The following is a 16,459-nucleotide window of genomic DNA, read 5'->3' on the forward strand; positions in this document are numbered from 1 at the left end:
TGGAGTTCGTGCAGGGCGTCGGTGTCGCCTGCGATGACGGTGGCGTTGGGGCTGTTGTGTGCGGCGATCCAGAGTTTGCCCTGCCAGTGGGTGAGGTCGATGGTGTCGGCGGGGGTGGCGAGGGACATCATGCCGCCGTGTCCGGCGAGGTGGTGGGCGATGGTCTGGCTGCGCAGGGCGACGATTTTGGCGGCGTTGGTGAGGGTGAGGTGTCCGGCGACGCAGGCGGCGGCGATTTCGCCTTGGGAGTGGCCGATGACGGCGTCGGGGTGGATGCCGTTGGCCTGCCAGAGTGCGGCCAGGGAGACGACGACCGCGAAGGTGGCGGGCTGGACGACGTCGACGCGGTCGAGCGAAGGGGCGCCGGGCGCGCCGGTGATGACGTCGATGAGCGACCAGTCGGTGTACGGGGCGAGGGCTTCGGCGCACTCGCGCAAGCGGGCGGCGAAGACGGGTGAGGTGTTGAGGAGTTGTGCTCCCATCCCCGCCCATTGGGCGCCTTGGCCGGGGAAGACGAATACGGTTTTGCCGTCTGTTCCGGTCTGCCCGGTGACCAGGTGCGGGTCGGGTCGTCCCTCCGCCAGGGCGCGGGCGGTGGCGATGCCGTCTTCGGTGTTGGTGGTGAGGATGACCGCGCGGTGATCGAGGGCGGCTCGGGTGGTGGCCAGCGTCCAGCCCACGTCCACCGCACGCGGAGCATCCCCCGATTCCAGGTGGCTGACCAGACGCTCGGCCTGGGCGCGTAGCGCGGCAGGAGTCTTGGCGGACAGCACCCACGGCACCACGCCGCCCGTGGTCACCAGCCCAGGAGCGCCCGCGTCGTCTACCTCTGCTTCGGGCACAGCCACCTCTGGTGGGGCCTGCTCCAGGAGCACGTGCGCATTCGTCCCGCTGACGCCGAAGGAGGAGATTCCGGCGCGGCGGGGGCGTCCGGTCTCCGGCCAGGGCCGGGCCTCGGACAGCAGCGACACCGCACCCGACGTCCAGTCGACCTTGCTGGTGGGCTCGTCGGCGTGGAGCGTTTTGGGCAGTACGCCATGCCGCATGGCCTGGACCATCTTGATCACACCAGCCACGCCTGCCGCAGCCTGCGCATGCCCGATATTCGACTTCAACGACCCCAGCCACAGCGGCCTTTCGGCCGGGCGTTCCTGACCGTAGGTGGCCAGGAGTGCCTGGGCCTCGATGGGATCACCGAGACTTGTACCGGTGCCGTGGGCCTCGACCGCGTCCACATCGGCCACCGTCAGCCCGGCGTTCGCCAGCGCCTGGCGGATCACCCGTTCCTGGGAGGGGCCGTTGGGCGCGGTCAGGCCATTGCTCGCGCCGTCCTGGTTGACGGCGGTGCCACGGATGACCGCGAGCACCTCATGCCCGTTGCGGCGGGCATCGGACAGCCGCTCCAGCAACACAAGACCGACACCCTCGGACCAGTTGGTGCCGTCGGCCCCCTCCGCGAAGGACTTGCAGCGGCCATCGGGGGCGAGGCCACGCTGGCGGGAGAACTCGATGAACGACGTCGGCCTGCTCATCACCGCGACACCCCCGGCGAGCGCCAACGAGCACTCGCCCGTGCGCACCGCCTGAACCGCCAGGTGCAGCGCCACCAGGGAGGACGAGCAGGCGGTGTCCACGGTCACCGCCGGCCCGGTCAGGCCCAGCGCGTAGGCCACGCGCCCGGAGACGACGCTCCCCGCGCTGCCCACGCCGAGATGTCCCTCCAGGCCCTCCGCCGCGGTCCCGGCGTCGGCCCCGTAATCGTGGTACATCACTCCGCTGAACACACCGACATCAGTGCCGTGCAGCGAACCCGGGTCGATTCCGGCGTTCTCGAAGGTCTCCCACGCGGTCTCCAGCAGCAGCCGCTGCTGCGGGTCCATCGCCAGCGCCTCACGGGGCGAAATGCCGAAGAAGGCGGCATCGAACCCGCCCGCGTCGGTGAGGAAACCGCCCTCGCGCACATAGGACTTGCCCACGGCGTCCGGGTCGGAGTCGAACAGCCCGGCCAGGTCCCAGCCGCGGTCCTCCGGGAACCCGGCGATCGCGTCCCGTCCGTCGGCCACCAGCCGCCACAGGTCCTCGGGCGTCGCGACCTCGCCCGGCAGGTGGCAGCCCATCGCCACGATCGCCACCGGCTCGTCGGACACCCCGCGCGCCTGCACCGGCGCCTGCTCGTTTCGCTTCCCGGTGATCTCCCGCACCAGATGCCGCGCCAGCCCGGCGGGGGTCGGATGGTCGAAGACCACCGTGGCGGCGAGCCGTGCCCCGGTGGCCGCGTTCAGCCGGTTCCTCAGCGCGACCGCGGTCAATGAGATGAAGCCGAACGCGCTGAACGCCTGGCCGGCCTCGACCGGGTCGGCCGAGGCCAGCCCCAGCGCCGCCGCGGCGTGCTCGCGCACCAGTGTCAGCGCCATGCGCTGTCGGCCGGACTCGCTCTCTGCGGCCAGCCGCCGCCGGAACTCCGCGGCGGCGGGTTCGTCCGACGCCGGTACGCCGGCCGGCGCGTCCACCAGGTGACGCAGCACCGCGGGCACCGGCTCGCCACCCGGCAGCCCCGTCGTGCTCGGCCTGAGCAGCACGAGCGGGCCCTGACCGGCCGTCAGCGCCGCGTCGAACAGGGCCAGCGCCTCGGGCAGGGGAACGGCACCGGCCACCGACGCCGTGCCATGCTCGTCCGGCAGCGGGCCCCAAGCCAGTGCCAGCCCACCCAGGCCGAGCGCTCGGCGCCGCCGCACCAGGGCTTCGCCGAACTGGTCGGCGGCCGCCCGGTCCGGGCGGCCCGGCGAGCCCAGCACCCCGGCGGCGGAGGTGACGACGACGAACAGCGCCGGGTCGGCCCCCCGCGTCCGTTCCTCCAGGTGCGTCATGCCGCGCAGCGACGTGTGGAGCGACCGTTCCGGGCCCGACTCCTCGATGTGTACGGCAGCGGTCACCGGCCGGTCCTGTGCCTCCAGCACCGAGTCCAGCGCCGTCCGGTCGGCCGGGTCGCACACGGCCATCGAGACCTGGGCCCCGTCCCGCGCCAACTCCGTCCGCAACGCGGCCGCCGCCTCTTCCGGCAGGCCATTCGCGCTGAGCAGCAGCAGGTTACGGGCGCCGTACGCGCTCACCAGATGGCGGGCCAGCGCGGTGCCGCGGGCGGTGTCGCCACCGGTGATCACGACCAGTCCGTCCGGGTCCAGGGCTGGGGCGGGGCCCGACTCCGCGGGGACCGAGATCCGCGTCAGGCGCGGGACCAGCAGCACTCCGCCGCGGATCGCCGCCTGGTCGTGCCCGTCCTGGACGGCCCGCAACAGCGCGGCCTCCCGACCGTCCTCCTCGCGCCCGTGCCCGTGCCCGTGCCCGTCCACGTCCACGTCCACCAGCGTCAGTCGTCCGGGGTAGGCGGCCTGCAGCGACCGCACCACACCCCACAGCGCGGCCGACAGAGGGTCCGGTGCGTCCTCCTCGGCGCCGGTGGCCACCGCGCCCGTGGTGGCCACCACGAACGTCGTCCCGGCCAGCCGGTCGTCGGCCAACCAGGCGCCCAGTCGGGCCGCCAGCCGGTCGGCGCCCTCGCCAACCGTGACCCCGACCTCGTCGGAGACCCCGGCCTCGTCAGGGACCCCGGTCTCATCCGGGAGGCCCGCCACCGACGGCGCCACCACGACCACATCCGGGGCGCCACCGTGATCTCCACTGGCGTCGGTCACGAGGTTGGCCACGAGATCGGCCACGGAGTCGGCCGCTGGATCCGCCACGGAGTTGGCCACGAGATCGGCCACGGAGTCGGCCACCGGATCGTCCACCACCCGCACCCCCACTCCGGCCGCCCGCAGCCCCTCCCCGATCCCGAGCGCGTCGGCGTCCACCAGCGCCCAGGTGCCGGTCCCGGCCGGGGCGTCCGGGAGCGCGGACTGCGGCACCCAATCCAGCCGCAGTAGCGAGTCGTACTGGCCGTCTCCGGCGGCCCGCAGCCGTGCGGGCAGCTCCAGCAGTACGTGCCGGGTGATCTTCCCCGAGGCGGTGCGCGGCACCCGCGCGATCTCGTAGATCTCCTCCGGGACCTTGAAGTACGACAGCCGCTCGCGACACGTGGCCAGCAGCGCCGACGGGTCGAAGCCGTCCGGGCCGGGCACCACGAAGGCCACCGGGACCTCGCCGAGCACCGCGTGCGGCTTGCCCACCACGGCCGCGTCCGCCACACCGGGCACGGTGCGCAGCACGGCCTCGACCTCACCCGGGTGGATGTTCTCGCCGGCCCGGATGACGAGTTCCTTGATCCGGCCGGTCACCGTGCAGAATCCGGCCTCGTCGCGGCGGCCGAGGTCGCCGGTGCGGTACCACCCGTCGCGCAGCGCCGCGGCCGTCGCCTCCGGCTGGTTGTGGTACCCGGCCATGATGTTCGGCCCGGACACCCAGAACTCGCCCTCCCGCCCGGCCGGAACGTCCACACCGGTGTCCGGGTCGACCAGCCGCACCGTCAGCCCCGGCACCGGCAGCCCGCATGACCCCTCGACTCGCGGGCCGGTGGGCCAGTTCACCGCGATCGCGCCACAGGTCTCGGTGGAGCCGTAGGCGTCGACGAGTGGCACTTCGAAGGTGGACTCGAACGACCTGACCAGGTCCGCGGTGGCCACCGCCCCGCCCACGAGCGCGATCCGCAGCTCGGGCGTGGCGAAGTCACGCTCGCGGGCCGCCTCGATCAGGTGGTGGTAGAGCGTCGGCACTCCGGCGATGAAGGTCGACCGCTCCTCGCGCAGCGCATCCAGCACATCGGACGTCGACACCCCGTCCACGATCCGGGTGCCGGCCCCGACGGCAGTGGCCGCCAGCAGACACACGATGTGCGAGAGGCTGTGGAACAGTGGCAGCGGCCACAGCACGCGGTCCTCGGCGGTCAGCCCCGTCACGGGTACGTAGCAGGCGGCCAGGGACCACAGGCAGTTCCGCTGCGTGGACAGCACGCCTTTCGGCAGGCCCGTGGTGCCCGAGGTGTAGAGCATCCAGGCGACTTCGTCCAGGCCCAGGTCGTCGCGGGCCGCCAGCTCCGGCTCCGTGTCCGGCAGCGGCTCGAACGCGATGAAGCCCTTCGGCAGTGGGCCGTCCCCGCTGACCACCACCCTCAGCTCCGGGAACTGTTCCCGCAGCCGGTCGAACTGCTCGGCGTGGGCGACATCGGTGAGCACCAGCCGGGCGCCGCTGTCGGCGAGCAGATAGGAGAGTTCCGCGTCGGTCGAACGCGGGTTGACCGGCACCGCCACGCCGTTCGCCCGCAGGACGCCGAAGTAACTCTCCACCGTCTCGACGCGGTTGCCCAGGCAGATCATGGCGCGGTCGCCGGGATGCAGCCGCAGCCCGGCGAGATGACCGGCCAGCCGCCGGGTACGGCGCTCGAGTTCGGCATGGCTGACCGTACGGTGTCCGTCGGAACAGGCCGGCTTGTCACCGAAGCGATCCGCGTTGGCCCGGAGCAGTTCGGGCACCGGCCGGATCAGGTCAGTCCGTAGCATGCCGCCACACCTCTCGGTTCGAAGCAGGGCGCGCGGGAGGAGCGACCGGCCCGCGCGGGATCGCCCTTGCGCGGGACAGCCGCGCTCCGGTTGCGCGGCCCAAGGGAAAGAAGGCCCGGGAGAGAAAGCTCGAACGAGCTTGAGGAAGCTCGCTGCTGTTGTTGTGATTCTTGTTCCGGCAGCGAGCGGGCCGTCCCCTAAACATCCCCCTCATTCCCCCTGACCACGGCGGCGACAGCGGCTGACAGGGGGAATGAGGGGTCTTCGGCCGCTCCGGCCGCCCGATGACGTGCAACTGCTCACGAGACACCCCTGGGTGGCCCGCGCCGTCTACGAGGGGGTGCGGTGCTCCTGGGCGGCGTACGGCCTGGTCGGGGGCCTTCGACCGGTCCAGACGTCGCCGTCACCGCACCCGGGAACACCTCCTCTCCCTACTCCATGGGCGGCCCCTACGACTGGGAGTTCCGCCGGGGCCCGGACGGCTGGCTCCTGGTCCGCCAACGGCTCGGCGTCTGGTGGACCGACGGCGAGGACGCCCTGAGGGCCTTCGGATAGGCGTAGGCAGAACGGCTAGGACAGCCACCGCATAGCTGCGTCGGCGCCGTCCTCAGGGCTGCTGTTGAAGGCGATGGCCGCGCCGGGCGCGTGCTGCCGGACTAGGTTGACCACCTTCTCGAAGAATTCGAGCAACGGTTCGTGCTTGCGGATGCCGCCCCCGACACGATCGTTCCTTAGGGGTTCTCGTCGAGTGCCACCAGGCACCAGTCGGCCTCGATGCCGTGATCGTCGAAACGGGCCCGACCTCGTGCCATCGCCGCCTGGACCGGCTCCGGGTCCCAGCCTTGGATCTTGGTGGGATCGAGACCGATCACCAGTACTCGTGCCACTGTCACGCGTCCTCCTTTTCGCGGAGCCCCTCCGCCCCAGCGCGGTGTGGAAGGTGGTGTCTCGAGCCATCGTCCTGGTCGGTCTGGCCCGAGGGGCGGCGCCACGCTATCGGTAGTTCTGCGGTCGCGTGAGTGTGGTCAGGCCATGGTGGACACCCGGCTCAGTGCGCCCTCGCGAGGTCGCCGGTGATCGCGGCCAGCAGGGTGTCGCCGCAGGCGGCGGAGGTGTCCGTAGCCCAGCAGACATAGCCGTCGGGACGGATGAGCAGCGCGGCGGCGCCCATATCGTCGGCACATGTGGCGCGGACGAGGTCGACTCGTGGCGGGAGTGGGAGGTCGGCCGGGACGGCTCCGGCCAGGTCGAGCAGGACGGCGTGCCCGGAGCCGAACAGCGTCGACAGCCGGGTGGGGCCGGTTTCGGTGATCAGGTCGGCGTTCGGCATGCGCTGTCCGGTGAGCGGGTGATCCCCGGGCAGGTCGTAGCGCAGCGAGAGGCCGGACATCAGCCCCGCGAGATGGCGGTTGGTGTCGGGCAGGCGCAGCAGGTCGGTGACGATGTCACGCAGGGCGGCCACGTCCTCGCTCGGGTTCGGAACCGCCAGGACGCGCTGCGCCGACGTGTGATGCAGGACCTGGGCAGCGGCCGGATGCCGCTCGGCGTGGTAACTGTCCAGCAACCCGCTCGGCGCCCGGTCCTGGAGGACCGCGGCCAGTTTCCACCCGAGGTTGAGCGCGTCCTGTACGCCGAGGTTGAGGCCCTGGCCGCCCAGCGGCGGGTGGATATGCGCGGCGTCCCCGGCGAACAGGACACGGCCCGCGCGGTAGTGCTCCAGTTGTCGCGTGGCGTCGGAGAACCGCGAGGAGTTGTCCACGGCGCCGAGGGTGGTCTCAGGGCCGTACACGGCCTCCAGCGCGGCCGCGATCTCCTCGTGGGTGACGGAGGTGTCGCGGGCGGTGTCCGCCTGGTCCGCGTGCCCGAAGGTGAACCGGTACCGGTCGCCGCCGAGAGGGACCAGCATGGACCAGTAGCCGTGCGCATGACGGGTCAGGGTGCTCATATGCCCCATCTGCTGTGGCACCAGCGAGGAAACGGCGGACAGACGGATATCGGCCAGCACCGCCTGATGCGTTCCGGCCCTGCCGGGAAACGGCAGCCCGAGCAGTTTCCGCACCGTACTGTGGCCGCCGTCGCACGCCACCAGATAGTGAGCCCGCACCCGCAGGCCGTCCGTCGTGACGACCACACCGTCGTCGTCCGGTGCGACCGCTGAGACGGCGGTGCCGCGCAGTACCCCCGCGCCGGCGGCGGTCGCCCGCTCTCCGAGCACCTCCTCGATCTCCCACTGAGGGATCCCGATCGGGAAGGGGTGATCCGTCTGCCAGGGGGCGCAGTCCAGGGGCACGGGCAGGGCCGCGAAATGACCGCCCACCGGATCCCGCGCAATGGCCCGCCGCAGCAGCGGCTCCAGCAGGCCGCGGGACTCCAGCAGCTCGGCGGTGCGGGGCTGAATCGTGCCGCCCTTCACCTGCTGGATCCGCTGGGGCAGTTTCTCCAGCACCAGGGTCTCGACCCCGGCCAGCGCCAGTTCGTACGCCAGCATCAGTCCGGTCGGGCCCGCGCCCGCGACAACGACCTCGGTCGTGCTCTCCGTCAACACCGTCACTCCATCTCATCTCAACGCTCTGGCTCGGCTCACTCAGGGTAAATATATACCCGGTGCAGAAATCCACCAGGGGTAGTTTTCTGCTACCGTGGACGCCGTGGACGGCAAGCCAGGGCTACGGGAACGAAAGAAGCAGCGGACCCACGCGGCGATCTCCGACGCGGCGATCTCGCTGTTTCTCGAACACGGCTTCAACCAGGTCTCGGTGGCCCAGGTGGCCGAGGCGGCCGAGGTGTCCAAGCGCACCCTCTTCGCCTACTTCCCGACGAAGGAAGACCTCGTGGTGCACCGCCTGGCGGACCACGAGACCGAATCCGCACGCGTCGTGCGGGCCCGCCCGCCCCGTACCGCCCCGCTGACCGCACTGCGCGAGCACTTCCTCAAGGGGCTTCGCGAGCGGGATCCGATCACCGGGCTCAACGACCAGCCCGAGGTGCGCAGGCTCCACCGCATGATCCTCGACGCGCCCTCGCTGGTGGCCCGGATGGCACGGTTCAAGACCGGCGCCGAGCGCGCACTGGCTCAGGCGCTACAGGAAACGGCGGACACTCCGGAACTCACCGCGCGGCTCGCCGCCGTCCAAATCGTCGCGGTCCACTGGGCGTTGGCGCAGGACAACGCCGAACGCCTGGCGTACGGCGAGCCGGCCGACGAGCGCTATGCGGGTGCGGTGGCCGACATGGAACACGCCTTCGCCCTGCTGGAGAACGGATTGCGGCACCTGCTCCCGCAACAGTGACTCTCCAGGCTCCCGGCCGCTGAGGGCGAGTCAGGCGCCGCGTGTGCCGACGGTGCTGTAGGCGGCGCGCCACGCGGCGGGGGGCATACCGGCCTGGCGCCGGAAGAACGTGGTGAAGTTGCCGACGTCCCGGAAGCCGAGGCGCCGGGCGCAGCCGCTGACCGGCAGGTCGGTGTGGGCGAGCAGTCGTTTCGCCTCCAGCAGGATGCGCTGGTCGAGGAAGGTCTTGGCGCCCGTGCCAGTGGCGGCACGCGTGGCCCGGGTGAGGGTGCGTACGTCGTAGCCCAATGCCCGCGCGTAGTCGGCCACATGGTGCCAGTCGGTGAAACGCTCTTCGACAGTGGCCCGATAGGCACGGAACACATCGGCATGTCGGCTGCCGGGTCTCCCCGACGCGCCGGCTGAGGCCGGTGTGTCGGGGAGTGCGCGCAGGATCAGTGCCGCCAGCAGGTGGGACAGCAGGGCGGGGGATGCCAGGCGTGGTGTGTGTACTGCTGCGCTGTGCTCCCGGCCGAGATGGTCGGCCGCGAGCAGGGCGAGGGACAGACGCTGCTGGTCCAGGTGCCAGCACGCCGGCGTGCTGGCCTCTGACGCTGTGAAGCCGGAAAGGAAGCCGGGCCGGAAGAGGATCAGCGGGCCGTCGCAGGCGTCGATGTCGCTCCAGCGGTGCACCATGCCCGGCCGGATCCACACGGCGCTGCCTTCCCTCAGCCGGTAGTTGTGGAAGTCCGCTTCGTGGGTGCCGGTTCCGGAGCCGATCAGCGCGAACACATGGAAGTCGGGGCGTTGCGGCTGGGTGCGACGGCGCTGGGCGTCCATCGAACGCAGCGCGGCGAAATCGAGGACCTCCACCCCGTACGCCGATCCCACGGCAGGCAGGTAGCGCAGTTGCCGCACCGCACTGGGTCCGTTTTCCACAATGAACGTGTTCCTTTCCACCAAGGGAGCGGACACCCCCTCGCCTACGGTCGATTCCGGGCCTGACCGGCAGGTCAGGTTACTGGTTCAGAGCTGCGGCAGGATGACGGAGTCGCTTTCCGCAGCCGACAGGGAAGGCGCGAAGATGACCGAAACGACAATGACAGTTCCGGTGGCGGGCGGGTCGCTCGACGTACGAGTCGGGGGCGATACCGGACCGACGCTGGTGTTCGCCCACTACTGGGGCGGCTCCGCCGACACCTGGAACGGTGTGATCGGCCACCTGTCGCCCGGGCAGGCGACGGTCCGCTTCGACCAGCGCGGCTGGGGCACCTCGCGGGCGCTGCCCGGGCCCTATCACCTGGACCAGCTCGCCGAGGATCTCGTCCGGGTGATCGAGGCGCGCGTGTCGGGGCCGTTCGTCCTCGTCGGCCACTCGATGGGCGGCAAGGCGAGCCAGCTCGTCGCGGCCCGCCGACCGGTCGGCCTGGTCGGCCTGGTGCTCGTCGCGCCCGCGCCGCCCCAGCCGCCCGCCATGGTGACCGAGGAGTACCGGCAGGGCCTGTCACACGCCTACGACTCGGCCGAGACGGTGGGGCACGCCCTCGACCATGTCCTGACCGCCACACCGCTGCCCGAGACGGTGCGGGCCACCGCGGAGCGCGACAGCCTCGCCTCCGGTGCTGAGGCCCGGCACGAGTGGCCCCTGCACGGAATCGCGCGGGACATCACGGATGCCGCACGGCGTATCGAGGTGCCGGTGACGGTGCTGGCCGCGGAGAACGACGTGGTTGAGCCGCCGCACATCTTGCGCGGACACCTCTTGCCCCACATCCCGCACGCGACCCTGACGACCGTCCCCGACGCCGGCCACCTGCTCCCCGCGGAAGCCCCCGGCGCCGTCGCGAAAGCCCTCGGAGACTTCCTCACGGTCATTCAGCGCTGACCGGGCCGGCCGTGGAAGCCGGGCCGCTCGGTGGTCTTCGCCGTTCTGGCCGTCGCCGCCCAGCTCGTCCACCGCACCGCACCGCACCGCGCCCGGCCCGCCCGGGCGCTGTGCCTATTGTGGAGCGATCTTGTGAGACTCGGACGCGTTCGTGAACCTCACCTGCCGCCGACTCGTCATCCAGGGTCGGAGTATCCGGGTGTCTTCGCAACGGAGCGAAGGCACCCGCGTGTCCAACCGCCCCACAAACGAATGGACAAGCGCACCATGGGTCGACACCGACGAATAACCCAGCCTCCCCGGAGCACCCTGGCGACAAGAGCGGCGCTGGCCGCAGGGGTTCTCGTGCCGACGATCGCCTCGGTGGGGTCGGCCCACGCGGCCACCCCACAGGCGGCGATCTGCACCTCGGACCGGCCGGAACTCGCCGACAAGCTCTCCGAGGACATCAACTCGGCACTGGACGGTTCCGCCGCCACCACGGCGATCAGCCTCCACGACCGCACCACGAACACCACCTGCACGCTGGATGCGGACCGGCACTTCGACTCCGCGAGCACGGTCAAGGTGACCGTGCTCAGCACCCTGCTGTGGGACGCGCAGAAGGACAATCGCGCCCTGACCCAGGAGGAGAAGGACCGTGCCACCGCCATGATCACCGAGTCCGACAACGACGCCACCACCGCGCTGTGGAAGCAGCTCGGGACGGACAAGATCAACGGATTCCTGCAGGCCGCGGGGATGACCAACACCGTCCTCGACAGCGAGGGCCACTGGGGGCTCACCCAGATCACCGCGAACGACGAGGAAAAGCTCCTCCAGCTGGTGACCCACACCAACCCGGTGCTCAGCGATGACTCCCGCGCCTACATCCTGAAGCTGACGTCCGAGGTCATCCCCTCACAGCGCTGGGGCACCCCGGCCGGTGCGCCGAGCGACGCCCAGGTGCATGTGAAGAACGGCTGGCTTGAGCGGGCCACGAACGGCTGGCGTGTGCACAGCCTCGGCGCCTTCACCGGCGGCGACCACGACTACACGATCACGGTGCTCTCGCAGGACAACGCCACGATGGACGACGGCATCGCCAACATCGAGGGCATCGCCCGCGCGGTCCACGCGAACCTCAACGCGCCGGTGTCCAGCGCTCAGCCGTAAGCAGCTGGCTCGCCGGCCGGGGCCCCTTCTTGCGAGCCCCGGCCGGGGGCCCGGGTCTGGAGCGGACATCCCGCCGTCTGCTTGTATGTCCCCTGGGCGGAGCGATTCAGGAGGTGGCGGACACGTGGTGTCCACGGAGAGTGTTCTCACGTTCGCAGCGATGTCGCTCTTGGTGATCGTGATCCCGGGGCCGAGTGTGCTGTTCGTGGTCGGCAGGGCCCTCGCGCACGGCCGCCGCACGGCGCTCGCGACGGTCCTCGGCAATGTGATCGGCTGCTACGCCTTGGTGATCGCCGTGGCGTGGGGCCTCGGCGCGCTGGTGCAGAGCTCGGTGGCGCTGTTCATGGGCGTGAAGCTGGCAGGAGCGGCGTATCTCGTCTACCTGGGTGTGCAGGCGTTCCGGCACCGCAGGGAGATGCGCGTGGCGAACATGGACGCTCCGGCCGGTGAGCGGCGCGGTGATCTGCGGTCGATTCTGGACGGCATTCTGGTGGGCGCCACCAACCCGAAGGGCATCGTCTTCTTCGCGGCGGTACTACCGCAGTTCGTCGACCACTCGGCGGGGCATGTTCCCGTCCAGATGATGATGTTGGGCCTGGTCCCGATCACCATCGGCATGGTGACGGACACCCTGTGGGGTCTGGGTGCCTCGGCGGCCCGCTCCTGGTTCGCCCGCTCGGACCGCCGCCTTTCGATGGTCGGCGGGGCGGGCGGCCTCGCGATGATCGGCCTGGGCGTGACGGTGGCGGCGACCGGCCGCGCAGACTGAGGACTGCCCCTCCACGTCGGCGGGCACGGAATCTCGTGTGCGGGGCGCCTACCTCTCCCAGTGGCCAATTCGGTTGCCGAGAATCGATCCAGCAGCCTACCTTCGGGCCCATGGCGGACGACGAACCCACGCGCGCGGCACGGTTGATGGATGCCCAGGCGAAGGCCGTGCGACTCTTCGCGGAGATCGAGGAGCGCGGGCTGGTGGCGCCGGGCGAGGGGGAGCGGGAGGTCAGCGACCGGATCCGGGATCTGGCCAACGAGATGTTCGGTACGACCCGGCACTGGCACAAGCGGATCGTGCGCTCGGGGCCGAACACGCTCCTGCCGTACCGGGAGAACCCGCCGGACCGTGTGATCGGCACGGACGACATCGTGTTCGCCGACCTCGGGCCGATCTTCGAAGAGTACGAGGCCGACTTCGGCCGGACCTTCGTCCTCGGCGAGGACCCGGTCAAGCGGCGGCTGCGGGACGATCTGCCCACGGTCTTCGCCGCAGGCAAGCGGTTCTTCGAAAGCGACCCGGAGATCACCGGGAAGCGGTTGCACGCCGAGGTGGACCGGCTGGCCGCCGAGGCCGGATGGGAGCTGGGCGGCTGGCACGCCGGCCATCTGGTCGGGGAGTTCCCGCACGAGACGATCGACGGCGCGCACGTCGAGTCGTACATCACGCCCGACAACGACACCCCGCTCCGGCGCACCGACAAGGCCGGACGCCGCTGCCACTGGATCCTGGAGATTCACCTCGTCGACCGGGAACGGGAGTTCGGCGGCTTCTACGAGGAGCTGCTCACCCTGGGCTGATCAATCCGCTACCCCCGCCCCCGTGGAGGGCGAGCCGGACCCGGTCGCGGGTCAGGGGAAGCTCCCACCTTCTGGCCGGTCGGCCTGATGCGAGTGCCGGGGCAGCAGTGTCACCGCGAGGGCCGGGACGGCGGCGAGGACGAGCCAGGGCGCGGCGGGCGGGAGGCCCAGGTCGAGCAGGGAGCCGGTGGCCGAGCTGCCGATGAGGACGATCAGGCCGGAGACGGAGGACAGCGCGCCGGTGTAGAGGCCGAGCCACCCGTTCTCGGCGAGGTCGGGCACCCAGGCGCGGGCGGCCGGGACGACCAGCATCTGGCCGAGGGTGAGCAGCACGACGTAGCCCGCGGCGGGCAGCAATCCGACGGTGCCCGTCCAGGCGGCGGGGCGCGCGGCGGCCACCACCGCGAAACCGGCCGCGATGAGGAGCAGTCCGATGGTCATCGAGCGGCGCAGGTCGAGCCGGTTGCCCGCCCAGTGGGTGACCGGGAGCTGGGCGAAGACGACCAGCAGCGAGGACAGGGCGAACAGCCACGACAGCGGCACCTGGGAGCCCGCCGCCCGCTCCACTTCGGCCGGCAGGGCCAGGTAGAGCTGGTTGTAGGCGAGCAGATAGGTGCCGTACGCGCAGCACAGGGCGAGGAATCGCCGGTTGCGCACCATCGCGCGGACGCCACCCCGATCCCGGTTACGGACCCGGCCCGGGATGTGCTGCGGCATCAGCCACGCGTGCCCGGCGAGGACGAGGAGGAAGACCCCGGCCCCGGCGAGGCACGCGGCGCGGAAGTCCACGCCGAGCAGCAAGCCGCCGAGGAGGGGGCCGACAAAGGTACCGGCCTGGCCGGAGACGGTGAACAGCGCCAGGACCCGGGTGCGCGAACCGTGGCCTTCCTCCTCCCAGGCCACCGCCTGCCGGGCCACTTCGGATTCCACCGCGGGGGAGAAGAGCGCGGCGGCGAAGCCGATCAGCAGCACCGCGCCGATCACCGCCCAGGTCCGCTCCGCGTAGCCGAGCCAGACGAAGCCCGCTATCCGCGCGACACAGCCGGTCAGGACCACCGGGCGCACGCCGTAACGGTCCACCAGCCAGCCGCCGACCACGAACAGCCCCTGCTGGCTGAAGGTCCTGAGACCAAGGACGAATCCGACCATCCATCCCGCCATGCCGATCGCGGTGCCCAGGTGTTCGGCGAGGAAGGGCAGGACCGCGAAGAAGCCGATGTTGAAGGCGAGTTGAGTCAGGATCAGCAGCCGCAGAAGCGGAGACAGGTGCTTCCAGGTGCGCTCGCGCGGCGACTTCGGAGTCGGCGCCGTCCGGGCGGATCGGCCGGTCGGGGCGCGGCGGATCAGGTCCGTCATGGGGTGTCGTCCGGGAGGGAGCCAAGACCGGTGCGCATCTCATGCATCAGCACATGGTATGCAACAAGTGCCGAGCGCCCGCCCCGGGCGCCGGAGGCCACCGTCGGCTGATGCGAGGACGTGAAACGGCCTCACGGCGTGAGGGGCAGGGTGGCCGCGGTGCGGGCGGGGTGGTGAGCGCCGAGGAAGACCGCGAGGCCCCTGCTCGCCAACATGACCGAGTTCGGCAAGAGCCGCCTGCTGGACGTGTGGACGCTGCAGAACCTCGGCTACGACATCGCGCTCTACCCGGTCACCCTGTTGCGCCTGGCCATGGGCGCCGTCGAGGACGGACTGCGCACACTCGGCGCCGAAGGCACCCAGGAATCGCTGCTGCCCCGCATGCGGACCCGCTCCCGGCTCTACGAACTCCTCGACTACGAGGACTACACGGCCTTCGGCTCGGGTCTTCGACTTCACCCTCCCGCCCGGCACCTGACGCACCGCGGCCCGGGCGTCCGGCCGCTGACCCGGCAGGCATGGCGCCTTCCGGGACAGCGGACGGCCCGCACCGCAGGCGGACTACGGCGTGTGGCGCACGTCTACACCACGCCGTCGATGAACGCGGCGCGGATGCCGTCGACGTCGGAGCCGAGCAGGCCCAGCGTTTGCGCTGTGCGGCCGCCGGCCACGAAGTCCTGTCCGCACAGAGGCCCGCTCAGGGCGATGAACGAGTCGGTCAGGGGCACGGAGAGTCCGATCTGCGCGGCCAGCGAACTCCAGATGACCAGTCCGAAGGGGATGTCTTCGGTGAAGTACCGGTGCTTGATCGAGTCGGGTTCGGGGAATGCCTGACGGCCGTAGCCCTGCACGATGCGCTCGACGAAGCTGCCCTCGGTGACCTCGTAGGCGGTGTTGAGGAAGTCCCAGAAGCTGGCCGCCTTCACTCCGAGGGCGTCCGCCAGGGCGAGGCGCTCGCGGTCCAGGGTGTCGATGACCTCGGCGATGCGCGGGGTCACCAGACTGTGCAGCGGGTGGCCGTCGGCGTCTTCGACGGTCTTGAAGTTCAGCACCGCCGGCGGAACGTGGTAGATGGGGTTGCAGTTGCCCAGCCCGACGGTCAGCGCGTCCTCCTCCGGCACGTACCGGTCGCCGAAGTACGTCCGCAGGATGTCGAGGGCCTGGGGCGTGGCCGCACTGGGTACGGCGGCCAGCGGGACGGCGTGCTTGATCGCCCCGATGTAGACGTGCGCGGGGCGGCGAAGCCGGCAGGTGTACAGACTGGTCGGCGTCTCCGCGATGAGGCAGGGCTGCCGGCCGGCGAGCGCGAACATGCGCGCGAGCTCGACGCCGCTGCCGAGCACGCCCGGCTGGAACAGGACGAGCTGGTCCGGCTCGAGGACGGACGCGAGTTCCTTGGACAGGTAGGCGTGGGCGAAGGCGGGCACGGCGACGATGACCACCTCGGCGCCTCGGACGGCGTGCCCGAGGCCGGTCGTCAGCACCGAGGGTGTGCCGTGGCCCTCCACATCGCCGGTCATGTCGATGCCGTCGTTGGCCTTGATCGGTTCGAGGTCGCGGCCCCACCTGTCGAAGATCCGTACGTCGTGTCCGTCGAAGGACATATGACCCGCGATTGCCTGGCCGACGTTTCCTGCGCCAATGATGGCGATGCTGCCCATAGTGCGTGACTCTTCCGTTCTGACGTGGCGGGGGAGTGGGCTCGGCCTTGCCGAGCCGTGCGAGGAGCT

At 71.0% G+C, this 16,459-nt stretch carries 11 protein-coding genes and 1 pseudogene; 6 read left to right on the forward strand and 6 right to left on the reverse strand.

What is annotated here, in order from left to right; all coding sequences use genetic code 11:
* From ACFYOY_RS38755 to ACFYOY_RS38765, 3 genes are all read right to left on the reverse strand, one after another.
* A partial coding sequence (locus tag ACFYOY_RS38755; protein ID WP_388592313.1) for a beta-ketoacyl synthase N-terminal-like domain-containing protein occupies positions 1 to 5,492 on the reverse strand: 5,492 nt, incomplete at its 3' end.
* Positions 5,493 to 6,223: 731 nt separating this feature from the next.
* Positions 6,224 to 6,385 carry a hypothetical protein gene (locus tag ACFYOY_RS38760; protein ID WP_351903371.1) on the reverse strand — a complete coding sequence of 54 codons (162 nt, stop codon included), beginning with the start codon at positions 6,383 to 6,385 and terminating at the stop codon, positions 6,224 to 6,226.
* A gap of 155 nt (positions 6,386 to 6,540) precedes the next feature.
* Positions 6,541 to 8,043, reverse strand: coding sequence for an FAD-dependent monooxygenase (locus ACFYOY_RS38765; protein ID WP_388592316.1), 1,503 nt, complete (start codon positions 8,041 to 8,043; stop codon positions 6,541 to 6,543).
* A 97-nt stretch (positions 8,044 to 8,140) separates the two neighbouring features.
* Between ACFYOY_RS38765 and ACFYOY_RS38770 the strand changes: the two genes are divergently transcribed.
* Entirely contained in the window at positions 8,141 to 8,782 is a 642-nt protein-coding gene (locus ACFYOY_RS38770) for a helix-turn-helix domain-containing protein (RefSeq protein ID WP_351903377.1), read from the forward strand.
* A 30-nt stretch (positions 8,783 to 8,812) separates the two neighbouring features.
* Here ACFYOY_RS38770 and ACFYOY_RS38775 read toward each other — a convergent pair whose 3' ends face one another.
* Complete coding sequence (locus ACFYOY_RS38775; protein WP_351903380.1) at positions 8,813 to 9,700, reverse strand: AraC family transcriptional regulator; 888 nt, start codon at positions 9,698 to 9,700, stop codon at positions 8,813 to 8,815.
* Positions 9,701 to 9,845: 145 nt separating this feature from the next.
* On the opposite strand from ACFYOY_RS38775, the gene ACFYOY_RS38780 reads away from it, so the two are divergent.
* The 4 genes from ACFYOY_RS38780 (at position 9,846) to ACFYOY_RS38795 (ending at position 13,373) form a co-directional block, all read left to right on the forward strand.
* The gene (locus tag ACFYOY_RS38780; RefSeq protein WP_388592319.1) at positions 9,846 to 10,646 is read left to right on the forward strand and encodes an alpha/beta fold hydrolase; all 801 of its coding nucleotides are present in this window, start codon (positions 9,846 to 9,848) and stop codon (positions 10,644 to 10,646) included.
* Positions 10,647 to 10,913: 267 nt separating this feature from the next.
* Positions 10,914 to 11,801 carry a serine hydrolase gene (locus ACFYOY_RS38785; protein WP_351903386.1) on the forward strand — a complete coding sequence of 296 codons (888 nt, stop codon included), beginning with the start codon at positions 10,914 to 10,916 and terminating at the stop codon, positions 11,799 to 11,801.
* A gap of 124 nt (positions 11,802 to 11,925) precedes the next feature.
* The gene (locus ACFYOY_RS38790) at positions 11,926 to 12,570 is read left to right on the forward strand and encodes a LysE family translocator (RefSeq protein WP_351903389.1); all 645 of its coding nucleotides are present in this window, start codon (positions 11,926 to 11,928) and stop codon (positions 12,568 to 12,570) included.
* Between the two features lie 110 nt (positions 12,571 to 12,680).
* Positions 12,681 to 13,373, forward strand: a complete 693-nt coding sequence (locus tag ACFYOY_RS38795) for a M24 family metallopeptidase (protein ID WP_351903392.1) — start codon at positions 12,681 to 12,683, stop codon at positions 13,371 to 13,373.
* A 51-nt stretch (positions 13,374 to 13,424) separates the two neighbouring features.
* Here ACFYOY_RS38795 and ACFYOY_RS38800 read toward each other — a convergent pair whose 3' ends face one another.
* Entirely contained in the window at positions 13,425 to 14,729 is a 1,305-nt protein-coding gene (locus tag ACFYOY_RS38800) for an MDR family MFS transporter (RefSeq protein WP_388592322.1), read from the reverse strand.
* A 198-nt stretch (positions 14,730 to 14,927) separates the two neighbouring features.
* On the opposite strand from ACFYOY_RS38800, the pseudogene ACFYOY_RS38805 reads away from it, so the two are divergent.
* Positions 14,928 to 15,207, forward strand: a pseudogene (locus tag ACFYOY_RS38805) (methylisocitrate lyase); the annotation flags it as partial.
* Positions 15,208 to 15,310: 103 nt separating this feature from the next.
* Here ACFYOY_RS38805 and ACFYOY_RS38810 read toward each other — a convergent pair.
* Entirely contained in the window at positions 15,311 to 16,390 is a 1,080-nt protein-coding gene (locus ACFYOY_RS38810) for an NAD/NADP octopine/nopaline dehydrogenase family protein (protein WP_388592324.1), read from the reverse strand.
* Between the last annotated feature and the right edge of the window lie 69 nt (positions 16,391 to 16,459).

Source organism: Streptomyces sp. NPDC007875, assembly GCF_042868035.1.
GTDB lineage: Bacteria > Actinomycetota > Actinomycetes > Streptomycetales > Streptomycetaceae > Streptomyces > Streptomyces antimycoticus.

What these genes read in the sequence shown, in the direction of transcription:
- ACFYOY_RS38795 (WP_351903392.1), top strand. Translation starts at nt 12,681, where the DNA reads ATGGCGGACGACGAACCCACGCGCGCGGCACGGTTGATGGATGCCCAG.
- ACFYOY_RS38780 (WP_388592319.1), top strand. Translation starts at nt 9,846, where the DNA reads ATGACCGAAACGACAATGACAGTTCCGGTGGCGGGCGGGTCGCTCGAC.
- ACFYOY_RS38785 (WP_351903386.1), top strand. Translation starts at nt 10,914, where the DNA reads ATGGGTCGACACCGACGAATAACCCAGCCTCCCCGGAGCACCCTGGCG.
- ACFYOY_RS38800 (WP_388592322.1), bottom strand. Translation starts at nt 14,729, where the DNA reads ATGACGGACCTGATCCGCCGCGCCCCGACCGGCCGATCCGCCCGGACG.
- ACFYOY_RS38810 (WP_388592324.1), bottom strand. Translation starts at nt 16,390, where the DNA reads ATGGGCAGCATCGCCATCATTGGCGCAGGAAACGTCGGCCAGGCAATC.